This is a genomic window from uncultured Alteromonas sp. (genome assembly GCF_963976965.1).
Classification (GTDB): domain Bacteria; phylum Pseudomonadota; class Gammaproteobacteria; order Enterobacterales; family Alteromonadaceae; genus Alteromonas; species Alteromonas naphthalenivorans.
Genome location: NZ_CAXBMP010000032.1, coordinates 1 through 15,873, shown reverse-complemented (window position 1 = coordinate 15,873; position 15,873 = coordinate 1). Strand labels below are relative to the sequence as shown.

Genomic DNA, 15,873 nt, shown 5'->3' with positions numbered 1-15,873 from the left:
TTCACTTATGAAAGTGGAGATGTCCTTTACCACTAAAACCATCATTATGTTGATGGCGATGGTGCTAACCGTCACGGTAGTGATATCTATGATGCTCATTCGTGAGTCTGATTCAAGCTTGGTTTTTCAGCAGCAAGAAGAGCAACTTAAAAACCAACGTCGATTGCAGCTTTTCGAGGATATTCTGCATAACCGTATGGTGTTGTGGGTAGACATGTTTAGCCACATAGAAATGTCGGAGCATCAGGATTTAGGCTACTTTTATGAAAATCTTCAGCGAAATCAGGAATACCTGATGCTGAACTTTCATGTGGAACGGCTGTATCTGTTTGACCGAAACGGCGTAGTGGGAGAGCAATCCACCCCCATTAGCGATTTTGTTCTAAAATTAGTGCGCAGTACGCAGCAGTCTCTTAGCAGCAGAGCGTTAATTCGCTGTGAGGATGCGTGCACACATTATTTATCAGTGCCCATTATGACCGATGACGAGGTGGTTCCTGTCGTTATCTTGTCTGCTTCATTGCGTGAACTTTTGTCTTTGTTTAACCGCTCTACCGACGCCCATAAGGTCGTGATGGTTCAGAATAAGCAAGGCGATGAAAACGACCCTACCTTAACGCTATCCAGCCAGCTTTCACAGTCTAACCAAGATTATTTAACCGAGCTCATTGCCGCCTTTCCCAAAGGTTGGAGTGTAGAAAAACTGGTGGTTAAAGGGCTTCGAGTTTCGTTTCAGGGAAAAGAGCTGTCGGTAAGTTTGCTGCCCTTCCCCCACAGCCTCACAGAGCAACCTTACCTCATGGTTGTGCAAGATATTACTGCATTAGTACATCAAAAAGAGCAGTACGAATTACTGGTTATAATCAGTGCGATTGTGCTGTTTATCGTGTTCTCATTGCTTCTAAGGCTCTTTCTTAATCAATACCGCTTGAGGCTATTAGGTATAAGTGAAGGTTTGCCTATGCTTGCCGACCACAAATTTATCGAATACCGCAAACTAGTTGAAAAGAAGCAGCACGCTTCGCTTTGGCGATTAAACGACGAACTTGATGTGGTAGAAGATGCTGCGAATGCCCTGGCAAAACAACTGGAAGACTTCGATGGCCAAATGGCGGTGAATACTGCCAAACTTGAAAAAATGGCCATGTTCGATGTGCTTACCGGTCTGCCAAACCGGAATATGCTGACCTTTCAAATTGAAAACCAACTTGCCCACTCAGCGCGAGACGATAGGTTGGTTGCACTGATGTTCATGGACTTAGACGACTTTAAAAAAGTTAACGACAGCTATGGTCATGACGTGGGAGATAAGCTTTTAAAAGCCGCGGCTATGCGGATATCGCGGCCTATTAGAGAAACTGATATTGCTTCACGATTTGGTGGTGATGAGTTCGTTGTATTGTTATCTAGCATCGAAAACAAAGAACAAGTGGAACACGTTGCGAAGAAAATCATTGAAGAGTTTGACCAGCCGATTGAAGCGGGTGGCATGCAATTTTACGTCTCTATTAGTATAGGTGTGGCCGTGAGCCGCCATGCCAGAGCTACGCCAGTGGAATTGTTACGGCATGCTGATATTGCTATGTATGAGGCAAAATCGAAAAAAGGGGCGGGCTATAGAGTTTACGATGCCACCATGAACTTGAAGGTAATGAAAAAGGTTGAGCTTGAAGCCGAAGCGCGGGTGGCGCTAAGAGAAAGTCAGTTCAGTTTGGCCTTGCAGCCTCAAATCGACTTGCGAACCAATGAATTAATAGGCTTCGAAGCACTACTTCGCTGGTATCACCCTGTTAAGGGGACCATATCACCGGCAGAGTTTATTCCTTCACTTGAAAACACCTCTTTCATGCTAGAGCTAGATTATTGGGTAATAGCCAAGGCCACCTACCTTATTAGAGAACTGAACGCGAATGGTTACCCTAATGTGAAGTTAGCGATTAACCTGTCTGCTGGGCAGTTTCTTGACCCCAGTCTTCCTGATTTTTTGCAGCAGCAAATTATTCGCAATGATATTTCACCATCCCAAGTGTGTTTGGAATTAACGGAAACCGTATTGGTCACCGACATTGAACGTGCAACCTCAATTATGCGTACTATTAGAGACATGAGGTGTACTTTGGCCATTGATGACTTTGGAACGGGCTACTCGTCACTCAGTTACTTAAAATCACTGCCCGCTGACTTTATAAAAATCGACCGTTCTTTTGTAGCCAATATCGTCGAGAATGCCGATGATAGAAACATCGTGCATTCAACCATTGCCATGGTGCGAAAAATGGGGTTAATTGTGGTAGCTGAAGGCATTGAAACAGCAGAGCAGTTTGAAATGCTATGTCACTTTGATTGTCAGATGGGGCAGGGGTATTTAATTAGTCGACCCATTCCAGAGCCAGACATTTGGACCACCCTAAGCAAGAACGTACACATGGGCATATGGGACAGTACGCGGTCTAACGAATAGGGCAGCCTAGCCAGTTAGATTTTTAGCCACAGCTAACAAGTGTGCTAAAAAGTTTACAGCTACAAGTTTTAATACTGTTAAAACGCCCCCTTCCTTGTGTAACCTTTATATCGCTTTCTTTAAAATACATTTTTTATTAATTTCGGAGTCTGACATGTCAGCGGCATTTATCTCTCACCTGCAAGCGCAAATTGAGGCCACTAAAGAAGATGGTCTGTATAAAAAAGAGCGCGTTATTACTTCACAGCAACAAGCAGATATAGACGTGGCCAATGGCGAGCATGTCATCAACTTCTGTGCGAACAACTATTTAGGTTTGGCTAACCATCCTGATCTTATCGCTGCGGCTAAAAGTGGCCTTGAAACCCACGGGTTTGGCATGGCGTCTGTGCGTTTCATTTGTGGTACGCAAGACATACACAAACAGCTAGAAACCGAAATTAGTGGCTTCCTAGGTACCGAAGACACTATTTTATACCCTTCATGCTTCGATGCGAACGGCGGGTTATTTGAAACCTTGCTTGGCCCAGAAGACGCCATTATTTCTGATGCGTTAAACCATGCGAGCATTATTGACGGCGTGCGTTTGTGTAAGGCTAAGCGCTACCGTTATGCCAATAACGACATGGACTCACTGGAAGATCAACTTAAGCAAGCCGTTGCCGACGGCGCACGATTTAAAGTGATTGCTACCGATGGCGTGTTCTCGATGGACGGTGTAATTGCCAACCTTGCAGGTATTTGCGACCTTGCTGAAAAGTACGATGCACTGGTCATGGTAGATGATTGTCACGCTACAGGCTTTTTAGGCGAAAACGGCAAAGGTAGTCATGAATACTGCGACGTAATGGGCCGAGTGGATATTTTAACTGGTACTTTAGGCAAAGCTATGGGCGGCGCATCAGGCGGTTATACGTCAGGCAAAAAAGAAGTGGTTGAGTGGTTACGTCAACGCTCTCGCCCGTACTTATTCTCAAACTCTGTTGCTCCACCTATAGTTTCGGCCTCACTTAAAGTATTTGAAATGATGAAAGATGGCGCAGCATTGCGTGAACAACTATGGCGCAATTCAGCCCACTTTCGTTCTCGTATGGAAGATGCTGGCTTTACCCTTGCAGGTAAAGATCACGCTATTATTCCTGTGATGCTAGGCGATGCGCGTGTTGCTAGCGAGATGGCAGACAAGCTACTTGAAAAAGGTATTTACGTGATTGGTTTCTCATACCCTGTAGTACCTAAAGGGCAAGCTAGAATACGCACCCAAATGTCAGCTGGGCATTCTATTGAGCACGTAGACAAAGCCATTGATGCGTTTATTGAAGTAGGCCGTGAAATGGGAGTTATTGCATGAAGTCGTTAGTTAAAGCAAAAGCTGAAAAAGGCATTTGGCTTCAAGATACCCAAGAGCCTGAAGTTGGCCACAACGATTTATTAATCAAAATTCGTAAAACCGCCATTTGCGGTACCGACATGCACATTTACAACTGGGACGACTGGTCGCAAAATACTATACCCGTACCTATGGTTGTAGGCCACGAATACGTAGGCGAAGTAGTTGGTATGGGTCAAGAAGTACGCGGCTTTGCCGTTGGCGACCGAGTGTCTGGCGAAGGCCACATTACCTGTGGTCACTGCAGAAACTGTCGTGCTGGCCGTCGCCATTTATGCCGCAACACCGAAGGCGTTGGCGTAAATCGCTCTGGGGCCTTCGCAGAGTATTTGGTTATTCCTGCGTTTAACGCATTTAAAATTCCCGATAATATTAGTGATGAACTGGCATCTATTTTCGACCCATTTGGTAATGCTGTGCACACCGCCCTTAGCTTCGACTTAGTGGGTGAAGATGTATTAATTACCGGTGCTGGTCCTATTGGTATTATGGCAGCTGCAGTGGCGCGTCACGTTGGTGCGCGCCATGTGGTTATCACCGACATCAACCCGTATCGCTTAGAGCTTGCTAGAAAGATGGGCGCAACTCGCGCCGTTGATGTTAGCAAGGAAGACTTGCAAGACGTGATGAACGAGCTTGGGATGAGTGAAGGCTTTGATGTTGGCCTTGAAATGTCGGGCGTACCGGTCGCCTTTCGCGACATGCTAAAGAAAATGAATCACGGCGGAAAGGTGGCAATGCTAGGTATTCCACCACAAGATGTATCGGTTGATTGGAACCAAGTTATTTTTAAAGGGTTAGTGATCAAAGGTATCTACGGTCGTGAAATGTTCGAAACCTGGTACAAAATGGCAAGTTTGCTGCAAAGTGGCTTAGATTTGTCGCCAATCATCACACATACCTTCTCGGTTGATGACTTTCAGAAAGGTTTTGATACCATGGGTTCAGGACAATCAGGCAAAGTTATACTGGACTGGCAATAATGACAGCATTTTCACACATTAGTGTACAAGACGTAGCAAACTTCAATGGCGATGTAGCCATCGTAGATATTCGTGACCCGCAATCTTTTGCTAATGGTCACATGCCAGAAGCGAAGCCGTTGAATAACGATAACTTCGCGGCCTTTGTAGAACAAACGCCAAAAGAAACCCCTGTGGTAGTAGTGTGCTATCACGGCGTAAGCAGTCAGCAAGCCGCACAGGTTATTGCCGAGCAAGGTTTTAACACCGTCTATAGTATGGACGGTGGTTTCGAAGCATGGCGATTAGGTCAGTCTGTGGTGTCTGAAAATTCGTGAGCCATCCTTTAATTGCTTTTCGTCAGCAAGGCGTGGCGCATTTACTGGCTAACTACTTAGGTAGCCAGAATATCACCGCCACGGTAAAGCCTACTGAAACGGGTGATGAGTTTGTTGTATTATTGGCAGACGACAACGATGCACTTAAAGCCCGCGCCATAACTGAAGAATTTATTCAGCAACCGAACAATCCTAAATATCAGCAAGCTGCTTGGCAGCATGGTGAAAACGTCGATTTAGTGCCCTCACGTCAGTTTGATATGAAAGGGTTCATCAACAATGCATTGTCGGTACCGTTAACCAGTATTGTGTTTGTACTTTGTGTACTGGTGTATGGTTTGTCGTTGCTAGGCTTGTTCAGCCCCATTGCGCAACACCTGCTCATGCAGCCACTTAGTGTGCTTGCCGAAAACCATGAGTGGTGGAGGCTATTAGGCCCCGCATTTATTCACTTCAGCGCACTGCATATTATTTTCAATCTACTTTGGTGGTGCATGCTAGGCGCCAAAATAGAAAGTACCTTTGGTAAAAGCATGCTGTTTGTGGTGTTTGCACTGTCGGCCATTATATCGAACGTGGCTCAAGCGATGTTTACTACGCCAGTACAAGGTAACTTAATGCTCTTTGGCGGCTTGTCAGGAGTGGTATACGCTGTAATGGGCTTTGTATGGTGGTTAGGTTGGCTGAAGCCACAGTGGGGCTTGTCGCTGCCTAAATCGGTAATAGGTTTTATGTTGGTGTGGCTAGTATTAGGCTTTGCCGATGTGCTGTGGGTGAACATGGCCAATGCGGCGCACACCGCAGGGTTAATTACCGGCTGTTTGCTAGCAGGGCTATTAAGCCTTGGGGCCGATAAACGAAAGCAAGGGCAATAGCGCGAGCCTTCGTTCTTGACTAGGTGCTGCTGTAGTAGCGCCTAGCCCTGGTATAAATATTTGGTAAAGATAACGTTTTTGATAACCTCGCCACCGGTTTCTTTTTTCATATGATCTTGAAGTGCTTTTAGAATGGCGCGGCGAATATCTTCTCTGCCCGTTAGCGATTTTACTTTTTCTTCAGGCTGTCTGCCGAAGATATCGATGGCAGTTGCACGTAATAACGGCATATGGTGTTCTGCTATTTCTAGCTGATCTACGTCATAAATCATTAATTCAACGGTAACGCGAACATACCCAAGTTTTTTTGAAGACTCGCCAATGTAATTGGTAACGATGTCTGGCTCTAGCCCAAGATAAGCAAAATTTGCCTTATCTTGGGCAAATGCAGGGGCGAAAGCACTACTAACTAATAGAGCGGTAGCTATAAAACGTGAAGCAAGTGACTTTGTCATGATGAGAGCCAAAAATACCAATTAATTTAGATGACAGGCTGTAGTGTAGCAAATCATAGGTTAATGACACTACTGCAAAAGTACTAAGGTACACGTAAAATCAATATGCTAGCTATTAGCAATCAGATAAACCACCATGTCACCAACAAGTGATATGATACTTTTTTTATCATGTAAAATTATGACAGAGATTTGGTAGTGAGTTTTCCTAGCAGCTTTCCCGTTGGCTTAAATGTAGAGTGGATGCAAGCCGACAGCGCCCCTAGTAACAACCCGTATTTAAAGAATTGGTTGTTAGATACAGGCTCCTTAACCAAGCGGGTGCAGTCGCTTTGCCATCAATTTTCGTTAAACGTGCTAGGGCAAGCTGAAACCGCACTTCATGCTAATGAGCAAAGCCTACTATCGAACCAAAAATCACATCTGCCTTCACAGGCATTTCAGGTACGAGAAGTACTGTTGTGTGGTAATGCATTGCCGTGGGTATTTGCCCGTTCCGTTATTCCTAAGCGTTTGGTTGAAGCTGAATTAGCCAATTTAGGCAGTGAACCCTTAGGTAAGCGACTGTTTAACGATGCTAGGTTTATACGCTCTGAGTTTCAATTGTGTCAGTTGCCAGCAACAGCATTAGGCTTTGAACGCACTCAACAATTATGGGGCCGACGTTCATTATTTACGTTAGGTGAAGACAGCATGATAGTGGCCGAAGTTTTTTTACCCGATGCCCCCGTTTATTATTCAAGGTACGACAATGGCACTGAATCTTAATTTAGCCCAAAACATCAATCATATAAAACAGCATCCATCTGCGTATAGTCGCCTGATGCGGCTAGACAAGCCCGTGGGGATTTACTTGCTGCTTTGGCCTACCTTTTGGGCATTGCTTATGGCATCTGAAGGCCTACCCAGTATAGGCATTGCGCTTATTTTTACCGCTGGTGTGGTAGTAATGCGCTCAGCGGGCTGTGTTATCAACGACTACGCCGATAGAAAAGTAGATGGCAGTGTAAAGCGCACCGCCACGCGGCCATTGGCCACGGGAGAAGTTACTTCGAAACAAGCGCTAACCCTATTTGCGGGGCTAATTATACTGGCCTTCTTGTTAGTGCTGATGCTGAATTGGCAAACCGTTGCACTATCTGTCATTGCGCTGTTGCTTGCCGCTAGCTATCCCTTTATGAAACGCTACACTCACTTACCGCAAGTGGTATTGGGCGCGGCCTTTGGGTGGGCAATTCCCATGGCGTTTATGGCGGTGTCTGAAACTGTGCCTGCGTATGGCTGGTGGCTGTTTGTGGCCAATCTATTATGGACGGTAGCCTACGACACCATGTATGCCATGGTAGACAGGGATGACGACCTGGAAATAGGGGTGAAATCTACAGCCATTTTGTTCGGTAAGTACGACGTGCCCATTATTATTGGGCTTCAAGCCACCATGCTAGTTACTTTGTATTTTATTGGCGGGGCTATCGAAGCACATTGGCCGTATTATCTATCGCTAATTATTGGGGCAGGGCTGTTTTACCGCCAGTATCAATATATTAAGAACCGACAGCGAGAAGGGTGTTTTACCGCCTTTATCGAAAATCACTATGTTGGCTTGGTTTTTACGTTAGGCTTAGTGGCAAATTTTTGGATAGGTTAAGCGGTTCAGTTATTAGTTAACACAATGAACCGCTTAGCATTAATGAGTAAAAAGCTATTCAGGCTTAGTTGTTTCAGCTGCTTTCGCTTCTAATTGAACAATGCGAGCTTCCATCGCATCTAATTTTTCGCGAGTGCGAATAAGCACCTGGCTTTGAATATCGAACTCTTCACGAGTGACTAAATCAAGCTTTGAAAGCTGCGACTGTAAAATCTGTTTAATTTTACCTTCTGCGCCTTCAGCCATGTTACGCACACCCGGTGGTACGGCGTCAGCAATCTGTTTCGCTAAATCTTCGAGTTTTTTCGGATCCAACATGGATTTCCCTTATAATGCGCTTCGTTAGAATAGGCTTCTATTCTATCGGTATCGCCACTTCTTGCAATGAAAAAGCACATTAAAGAAAAGCATGGCACACATTACACCTGTTAGCTTTTAGGAACGTAATTTAGGAACGCGATGAAATTAAACGATGCGCAACAATCAGCTGTCACCTTTGTGTCGGGCCCCTGCTTAGTATTAGCTGGCGCCGGCAGTGGTAAAACTCGGGTTATTACCAACAAAATTGCGCACCTAGTTAGAAATTGCGATATGCCAGCTCGGTATATTGCAGCGGTAACCTTTACCAACAAAGCCGCTCGCGAAATGAAAGAGCGGGTAGCCGAAACCTTAGGTAAGCCAGAAGCCCGTGGTTTGAAAGTATGTACCTTTCACACCATGGGGCTAACCATTATAAAAGCCCATATTAAAGAGCTAGGCTTAAAGCCTGGTTTTTCGTTGTTCGACGACAAAGACTCGTTGGCACTGCTAACCGATTTAACCGAAGACACGCTAGACGGCGACAAAGATCAGCTTTCGCTATTACAAAGCTGTATTTCAAATTGGAAGAACGACTTACTGCTGCCCGAGGCGTTACTAAAGCAAGCTACCAGTACCGGTGAGCGGGAATTTGCTGAAGCTTATAAGCGCTACCAAGATAACTTACGCGCCTATAACGCCCTTGATTTTGATGATCTTATTTTGTTGCCCACACTGCTGTTAAAAACCAGTGAAACCGTACGGGCCAAGTGGCAAAACAAAATTCGTTATCTGCTGGTGGATGAGTATCAAGATACCAACACCAGTCAGTATGAACTGGTAAAACTATTGGTGGGTGAGCGCTCGCGCTTTACCGTAGTAGGCGACGACGACCAATCTATTTATTCATGGCGCGGTGCTAAGCCACAAAACTTAAACTTGCTGCAGCAAGATTTTCCACGCTTGAACGTTATTAAGCTACAACAGAACTATCGCTCTTCTGGGCGAATACTGCATTGCGCGAACATTCTTATTCAGAACAACCCCCACTTGTTCGACAAAACTCTGTTCTCTGAACTGCAATACGGCGAACCGCTTAGAGTCATAGAAGCGAAAAACGAAGAGCACGAAGCTGAACGAGTGGTAGCAGAGCTGCTAGCGCACAAGTTTATGAACCGTACTAAGTTTAAAGACTACGCTATTTTGTACCGAGGAAATCATCAAAGTCGCTTGTTTGAAAAGCTGCTTATGAGTAACCGTATTCCGTATAAAATTAGTGGTGGTATGTCGTTTTTCGGGCGCACCGAAGTGAAAGACATCATGGCTTACTTGCGTTTGTTGGTAAATCAGGACGATGACAACGCTTTGCTACGGGTAATTAATACGCCAAGCCGCGGCATAGGGCGGGTAACGCTGGAAAAGCTGGGTAACTTTGCGAACAGCTTAGGCGTGCCCATGTTCGAAGCAGCTTGTCACCCTAATTTAAACAGCGTGTTGTCGGATAGAGCCTTCGATGCCGTATCGGGGTTTGCTCGCTGGATAGTAGAAGTGGCCGACAATGCTACCCGAGGCGATACCAAAGATGCCCTTCGTGGCATGATCAAGTCGATGAGCTACGAAGAATGGTTATACGAGCAAAGCGCTAGCCCTAAAGCGGCTGAAATGGGCATGGCGAACGTGAGTACGCTATTTGGTTGGGTAACCGACATGCTAGAAGGCAACGAGCTTGATAGCCCCATGAATCTTACCGAAGTAGTCAACCGCCTTATTTTACGTGACATGATGGAGCGGGGCGAAGACGACGGTGATGGCGATCAAGTACAGTTAATGACCCTGCACGCTTCTAAAGGGCTAGAATTTCCTATTGTGTTCTTAGTGGGCATGGAAGAAGGCTTGTTACCCCATCAAAGCAGTGTTGATGAAGACAACGTAGAAGAAGAGCGCCGCTTAGCGTATGTAGGCATTACCCGTGCGCAGCGAGAGCTTATTTTTAGCCTCGCGAAAGAACGCCGTCAATTTGGGGAAGTCATTAACCCCGAGCCAAGCCGTTTCTTATACGAGCTACCCATAGACGATCTTCAATGGGAAAATCAAAAGCCGAAAGAAAGTGCCGAAGTGCGCCAGCAAAAAGGCCAAAGCAGTATTGCTAATTTAAGAGACATGCTGGGTAAGAAATAGCGCACGCGGTTACGAATAAAAGGTGACGCAAGTCACTCAAAAAAACCGTGACACAAGTCACAGAAACAAACAGTGCTAATAGTCGGAATGAAAAGGTGTTAGTGATACATAGCAGGTGAAGATAGCAACTAACCGCTAGGCTTAATGAAACAGCTAGCCAGCGAGCTGTTTCATATCAAGCACAGTAGCGCGAGTAAGTACTTTACCTTGGGCGTAATTACACTCAATGTCGGTAAGCGCGTTTAGCTGTGCGGGGGCATCTACCCCTTCGGCAATAACTTTAAATTTAAGGTGCTCAGAAATAAGCATTACCGATTGAATAAGCTTAAGGTTTCGCTGTGAACGCGGCAGCGAACGCACGAATCTGTGGTCTATTTTGATGAACTCGAACGGGTAGGCAAATAAGTAACTAAGCGACGCTAACCCGCTACCAAAGTTATCTAGTACTAAGGTAACTCCAGCACGTTTCAACTTCTTAATGGCAGGCAAAATAAACTGCGAACGTCGATTTAAATCGTTTTCATCAAACTCAAATACCAAGTCGTGGGGCGATATTTTGTATTCGTCTATCAGTGAAATCATCTTATTCACCATAGAGGCTTGCAGCAAATGAATAATAGAAACGTTCACCGCAATACGGCCTTTGTCTTCGCCTGTTGCTTTCGCGTGAGCCAGCAACTCGCAAGCTTTGCGTAGCTGAAACAAATCTAAATCTAAGGTTAAGCCACTTTGTTCGGCCACTTGGCGAAACTGCTCTCGGGCTATTTTGCCGAAAGTAGGGTGGCACCAACGCACATACATCTCGTTGTAAAGCGTTGTGTTGTCTCTTAAATCAATCACGGGCTGCAAGAAGTATTCAAACTCTTCATCACGCAAGGCACGGCGAAATTCGTTTTCTAGTTCTAGCTCTTCAATTAGGCGGTCGCGCATGCTCTTATCGAACATAACAAATCGGCCACGGCCTAAAGTTTTCGCTTGGTACATGGCAGCATCGGCATCACGCAGCACTTCATCGGCACTACGATAATACGACTCTAAATTAGCTATACCGATACTGGCACCCGAATACATTTCGCGGCCATCTAACAAAAACGGTTCTGAAATAGAGTTGATAATACGAGACGCCACTTCTTGCACATCGGTTAAATCTTCAAAGTTATCGAGTAAAACAACAAACTCATCGCCACCTAAACGTGCCAATAAGTCGTGCCCTCGAATGCATAATGCAATACGTCTAGCCACTTCAACCAAGAACTCATCACCTGCGTGGTGGCCCAAGGTATCGTTGATAACTTTGAATCGGTCTAAGTCGATGAACAACACCGCAAAGTAGTTTTCGGTGTAGCGCTGCTTACTGGCAACGGCGAGTTCAAGCCTGCTGGTAAACATCGAGCGGTTCGGAAGGTCGGTCAGTGAATCGTGATGGGCATCGTGAATAAGCTTAAGCTCAATCTCTTTACGCTCTTCAATTTGCTGTTTTAAGTATTTGTTGGCTCTATCAAGCTCGGCAGTGCGTGCAGCAACTCTAAGCTCGAGCTCACTGTTGTGGCGCTGAATTTCTTCAGTACTGCGCTTACGCTCCATGGTTACCGCAATATGGTGTGAAACAAAGCGCAGTAACTCTAGGTCTCTGGCGTTGTATTTGGCATGCTTACCATAGGTTTGTACCGCAATTACCCCAAACACCTCACCATCTACCACCAGAGGCGATCCTAGCCAAGAGTTGGCACTGTTTAGCATAGTTTGGGCAATAGTAACGTCAATTTCACCCGCTTCTGCCAGTTCCAACACTCTAGGCGGGTTAATTAGCTCAGCTTGACCTGTACGTAATACAAACTCTGTCAAACCCAACCCCATTGGGCGAGCTTCAACGTCTTCGCTTTCCATATCACTAAAATACGGGAACTCCAGCATTTGCTTCGATTCATCAATGATAGAGATAAAGCAGTTTGGTGCACTAATAAGGCGGGCTAGAATTTCGTGCAGACTAGAATAGAAGACCGACATATCGCCTTCTAGGTTGGCTGCTAATTCTGAAATTTCAAATAAGGCTTGTTGTAACGACTCTACTTTTTGGCGCTCAAGAATTTCTTCTTGAAGGTCATCATTAATTTTTCTTAGCTGGCGAGTACGTTCACGAATGGTACGTTCGGTTAGTTCGCGGTTTTTAACCCGGTCAACCGTGGTAACAATGTGCTGAGAAACAAACAGCAGTACTTCTAAGTCTTCTTGGGTGTAATGCACACCCTCATCGTAGGTTTGAACCACCATAGCACCAATTACTTGGCTGCCACGTTTAAGTGGAACCCCAAGTAACTCAAAAGGCTGCGAACCAACTAATTTGATGCCGTGATCTTCTGCAAATATTTCTTCTTGAGCACGTTTATAAAATAAGTGCTGACCGGTGCGCAATATAAAGCCCGTCATGCCGTCCATTAACGAATCGGCGGGTAACTGTTTAACGGTTTGTTCGTCAAATTCATCAACGAAATAGGCGAAGTCGACAATTTGGCTGTCTTGTTCGTAGAAGGCAACAAAGAAGTTATCTGCGTTCATGAAGTCGGCAATGATTTCATGAATAGCGGTGTAAAGGCGGTTTAGGTGACTAACAGAACTTGCTAGCTCGGAAATGTCGAATAGCGCTTTCTGAACTCGTTCAGCACGCTTATATTTATTAGTGAGTTGTTGAAGCTGCGGGATAATTTCCCGCAGTTCTTCTTCTGTCAACTCATACTGCGTTGAATCTGATGACATTCCGTTCGCCGGCAAGTAAAAATAGCTTATTCTTAGATGCGGTTAAATTACCCGATCTACATCAAAAACGCTACTTTTTCCAACACATTGTACGTAAAGATAGAAGGTTAGATACCTTCTATCATGTACTCAATTGCGGCTTTAATTTCATCATCAGAGCACGAAGCACACGTACCACGAGGAGGCATAGCGTTAATACCGTTAAGGGCATTTTGCCATACGCCGTCTAGGCCTTTTTCGTCTAAGCGCGGCTGCCAATCAGCGGCTACGTGAACTTTAGGTGCACCAAGTACGCCAGAACTATGACACGCTACACAGGCAGAGTTATAAACATCTTCACCCGACTTAGCACCACCACCTGCAGCAGCAGGGCCAGCAGCTTCAGCGCCAGCTACGTGTATCTGACCAACCGGCTTAATACGGTTAGCAATATCGTCGTTACTCATTTCTTGTGCTTGCGCCGCAAACACCGTAAGTGCTGTAGCTGCAACAATAAACCAGGTTTTCAATTTCACATCTGTCTCCAGGCAATCATGAACTTTAATTAAAGTATAACTGGCCAGATTATAACGGTAATTCAAGCCCGAACAACTATTTGCTACCAATTACCTATAAAAAGTAAGGATAAAGTACCTTAAAAACCCATTAAAGTAAGAGAATTACACAAACCAGTTGATGCGAGCCCATGGCCTAAGTATCATTACGCCGCGCTTAAGCAGGAAGTTTAACCACACCACGTTCTTATTCCTTTAGAACAGGTTAAATTTTTATCACATTAAGCTATTTTCAATGCACCCGTAGCTCAGCTGGATAGAGCGTCGCCCTCCGGAGGCAGAGGACATAGGGTAAAATGGGGTTTGAGGGCAAAGGTCATAGGCGCAATGTCAGACCTTAAAAAAATAAGAAAACGTGAAAATAGTAAAAATCGCTACGCACCCGTAGCTCAGCTGGATAGAGCGATGCCCTCCGGAGGCATAGGTCGTGAGTTCGAATCTCGCCGGGTGCGCCATTTACATCGATTTTGACCGTTGCCCCCCGTGACCAAAAAGCCATAAAAAATCAGTCCGTGACCACACCGTGACCAGAATGATTTTCAATTATTTACAAATTTTCTTATTGGTATCATCATTGCCTATAATCCATAACCTCAATCGAGCTCTAGAAGTTGCGACATAAACTAAAGTTTCAGTCAAATATGAATCGTCAAGAACCCAAAATATCAGCAGTTTTGACTCCATACCTTTGAACCTTTTTGCTGTCTCAACCAAAACGCTGCCAGGTATATCTGCCTCCTTGAAGGACCATTTTATGTTTTTACTTGATTTAGCTAGTAACTCTTTGGCTTTATCAAAAGCGCCTTCGATAGTTATTACGATTTCCTCTGGCGCAATTTTTTCTTGTTGAACTAATTTGTTGACTAGGGAACCTATCTCCCTAGCTTGTTCTTCTATAGTTTTATGAGAGACTAACTCAACTGGAGAACCGTCAATATCTGATGCCTCTGTTTCTAGCCCCTTATAGTATCGATATGCAAATTTGTGTATTTCCTTAGTGTTGCGACAATTGTCAAATAGATAAAGTGGGTCAGAGGTAATTGGTAGGAAGTCACATTTTGCATATATCGCCTGATTGCAATCCTGAAACACGTAAAAGTTCGTATCAGGGTTGCTATCCAGCAGTAATTCTATAGCCAACCAATATTCGTCTTTGAAGTCTTGCCCTTCATCAATGACTATTGAATCATATGAGACAGGACTGATGCTGTAGCTATTTATAAGCGCGTCAGGCATCAATACGTCATAAAGGTTCGCAACAGGGTTGCCCACTTTTGATTCTCCTATGAGATCTCTACCGGTATCTTTTTTGACTTGCCTTGTCCTCCATGAACAGAATTCGTGGAAGCTCATCGCGTGCAATGATTGTATGCCTAACACTTTCTTTTTAATTGAGTTTGCTAGATTTTGGTTGTAACAAAGGAATAATACTTTTCTGCCTGAGGAAGCCAAAGATATAGCATGATCCAATGCTAAAACTGTCTTACCTGTTCCAGCTCCGCCTTCTATTAACGCCGTTTTCCTTCTCTTCAATTGACGAAGTATCACTTTTTGCTGCTTTGTGAGCTCTATCTGCCGTTTTGTTTCTTTTTCGATCGCTGATTTAAGTGACGCATTGACGGAAGCGGATTTACCAAATATTGATTTGGCAGCGTTTATTCCAACACTCCCAAGAACCTCGTGGTTGGGTTCATTGCCGGCCCAAAAACTGAATATTGATTCCACCCAGCTTTCTAGTGACTCTAGGAATCGACTACCTCCAATAATTTCAGCAGAGATGTCCGCACTTGTTAGCTGACTTACTTCGTATACGTCTGGGAATAGAGCTGCGTGTGCTAAAAGAAGTTTCTTTTTTCCTAGTCTATAACTCAGATGGCGAGCGATTTCGTACTTTGCCTCTTTGGCTGTAACCGTTCACCAAGGCCCTATTGACAGGCAGCTTTGAAGTCGTCGAGCAGAGG

At 44.9% G+C, this 15,873-nt stretch carries 13 protein-coding genes and 1 tRNA gene; 9 read left to right on the top strand and 5 right to left on the bottom strand.

Annotation, left to right across the window (positions count from 1 at the left end):
• Window positions 1–7: 7 nt before the first annotated feature.
• From AAC006_RS18060 to glpG, 5 genes are all read left to right on the top strand, one after another.
• Window positions 8–2,461: an EAL domain-containing protein gene (locus tag AAC006_RS18060; RefSeq protein ID WP_339892079.1), complete on the top strand. Its 2,454-nt coding sequence runs from the start codon at window positions 8–10 to the stop codon at window positions 2,459–2,461.
• A 154-nt stretch (window positions 2,462–2,615) separates the two neighbouring features.
• The gene (gene kbl / locus AAC006_RS18055) at window positions 2,616–3,812 is read left to right on the top strand and encodes a glycine C-acetyltransferase (protein ID WP_013786139.1); all 1,197 of its coding nucleotides are present in this window, start codon (window positions 2,616–2,618) and stop codon (window positions 3,810–3,812) included.
• Entirely contained in the window at window positions 3,809–4,834 is a 1,026-nt protein-coding gene (gene tdh, locus AAC006_RS18050) for an L-threonine 3-dehydrogenase (protein ID WP_208805155.1), read from the top strand. Before kbl ends, tdh begins: the two co-directional genes overlap by 4 nt.
• A complete protein-coding gene (gene glpE / locus AAC006_RS18045) occupies window positions 4,834–5,151 on the top strand; it encodes a thiosulfate sulfurtransferase GlpE (RefSeq protein WP_013786137.1) in 318 nt (105 codons plus the stop codon). The genes tdh and glpE overlap by 1 nt, the downstream gene beginning before the upstream one ends.
• Window positions 5,148–6,026: a rhomboid family intramembrane serine protease GlpG gene (gene glpG, locus AAC006_RS18040; RefSeq protein WP_013786136.1), complete on the top strand. Its 879-nt coding sequence runs from the start codon at window positions 5,148–5,150 to the stop codon at window positions 6,024–6,026. The genes glpE and glpG overlap by 4 nt, the downstream gene beginning before the upstream one ends.
• A 41-nt stretch (window positions 6,027–6,067) precedes the next feature.
• Here the strand turns inward: glpG and AAC006_RS18035 are convergent, their stop codons facing one another.
• Entirely contained in the window at window positions 6,068–6,481 is a 414-nt protein-coding gene (locus AAC006_RS18035) for a flagellar basal body-associated protein FliL (protein WP_013786135.1), read from the bottom strand.
• Between the two features lie 198 nt (window positions 6,482–6,679).
• Between AAC006_RS18035 and AAC006_RS18030 the strand changes: the two genes are divergently transcribed.
• On the top strand, window positions 6,680–7,249 hold the full coding sequence (locus AAC006_RS18030; RefSeq protein ID WP_126872710.1) for a chorismate lyase: 570 nt from the start codon (window positions 6,680–6,682) through the stop codon (window positions 7,247–7,249).
• Window positions 7,250–7,271: 22 nt separating this feature from the next.
• Window positions 7,272–8,129: a 4-hydroxybenzoate octaprenyltransferase gene (gene ubiA / locus AAC006_RS18025; protein ID WP_339892082.1), complete on the top strand. Its 858-nt coding sequence runs from the start codon at window positions 7,272–7,274 to the stop codon at window positions 8,127–8,129.
• A gap of 54 nt (window positions 8,130–8,183) precedes the next feature.
• On the opposite strand, the gene AAC006_RS18020 is transcribed toward ubiA, so the two are convergent.
• Entirely contained in the window at window positions 8,184–8,447 is a 264-nt protein-coding gene (locus tag AAC006_RS18020; protein WP_013786132.1) for an accessory factor UbiK family protein, read from the bottom strand.
• Window positions 8,448–8,588: 141 nt separating this feature from the next.
• On the opposite strand from AAC006_RS18020, the gene rep reads away from it, so the two are divergent.
• On the top strand, window positions 8,589–10,604 hold the full coding sequence (gene rep, locus AAC006_RS18015; RefSeq protein WP_126872709.1) for a DNA helicase Rep: 2,016 nt from the start codon (window positions 8,589–8,591) through the stop codon (window positions 10,602–10,604).
• Between the two features lie 153 nt (window positions 10,605–10,757).
• Here rep and AAC006_RS18010 read toward each other — a convergent pair whose 3' ends face one another.
• On the bottom strand, window positions 10,758–13,358 hold the full coding sequence (locus AAC006_RS18010; protein ID WP_126872708.1) for an EAL domain-containing protein: 2,601 nt from the start codon (window positions 13,356–13,358) through the stop codon (window positions 10,758–10,760).
• 107 nt (window positions 13,359–13,465) lie between these two features.
• Complete coding sequence (locus tag AAC006_RS18005; RefSeq protein WP_013786129.1) at window positions 13,466–13,873, bottom strand: c-type cytochrome; 408 nt, start codon at window positions 13,871–13,873, stop codon at window positions 13,466–13,468.
• 417 nt (window positions 13,874–14,290) lie between these two features.
• Between AAC006_RS18005 and AAC006_RS18000 the strand changes: the two genes are divergently transcribed.
• A tRNA-Arg gene (locus AAC006_RS18000) sits at window positions 14,291–14,367 on the top strand.
• An 88-nt stretch (window positions 14,368–14,455) separates the two neighbouring features.
• Here AAC006_RS18000 and AAC006_RS17995 read toward each other — a convergent pair.
• Window positions 14,456–15,637 (bottom strand): AAA family ATPase, encoded by a 1,182-nt coding sequence (locus AAC006_RS17995; RefSeq protein ID WP_339892076.1) that lies wholly within the window; start codon window positions 15,635–15,637, stop codon window positions 14,456–14,458.
• Between the last annotated feature and the right edge of the window lie 236 nt (window positions 15,638–15,873).

What these genes read in the sequence shown, in the direction of transcription:
- AAC006_RS18060 (WP_339892079.1), top strand. Translation starts at nt 8, where the DNA reads ATGAAAGTGGAGATGTCCTTTACCACTAAAACCATCATTATGTTGATG.
- kbl (WP_013786139.1), top strand. Translation starts at nt 2,616, where the DNA reads ATGTCAGCGGCATTTATCTCTCACCTGCAAGCGCAAATTGAGGCCACT.
- tdh (WP_208805155.1), top strand. Translation starts at nt 3,809, where the DNA reads ATGAAGTCGTTAGTTAAAGCAAAAGCTGAAAAAGGCATTTGGCTTCAA.
- glpE (WP_013786137.1), top strand. Translation starts at nt 4,834, where the DNA reads ATGACAGCATTTTCACACATTAGTGTACAAGACGTAGCAAACTTCAAT.
- AAC006_RS18035 (WP_013786135.1), bottom strand. Translation starts at nt 6,481, where the DNA reads ATGACAAAGTCACTTGCTTCACGTTTTATAGCTACCGCTCTATTAGTT.
- AAC006_RS18020 (WP_013786132.1), bottom strand. Translation starts at nt 8,447, where the DNA reads ATGTTGGATCCGAAAAAACTCGAAGATTTAGCGAAACAGATTGCTGAC.
- rep (WP_126872709.1), top strand. Translation starts at nt 8,589, where the DNA reads ATGAAATTAAACGATGCGCAACAATCAGCTGTCACCTTTGTGTCGGGC.
- AAC006_RS18010 (WP_126872708.1), bottom strand. Translation starts at nt 13,358, where the DNA reads ATGTCATCAGATTCAACGCAGTATGAGTTGACAGAAGAAGAACTGCGG.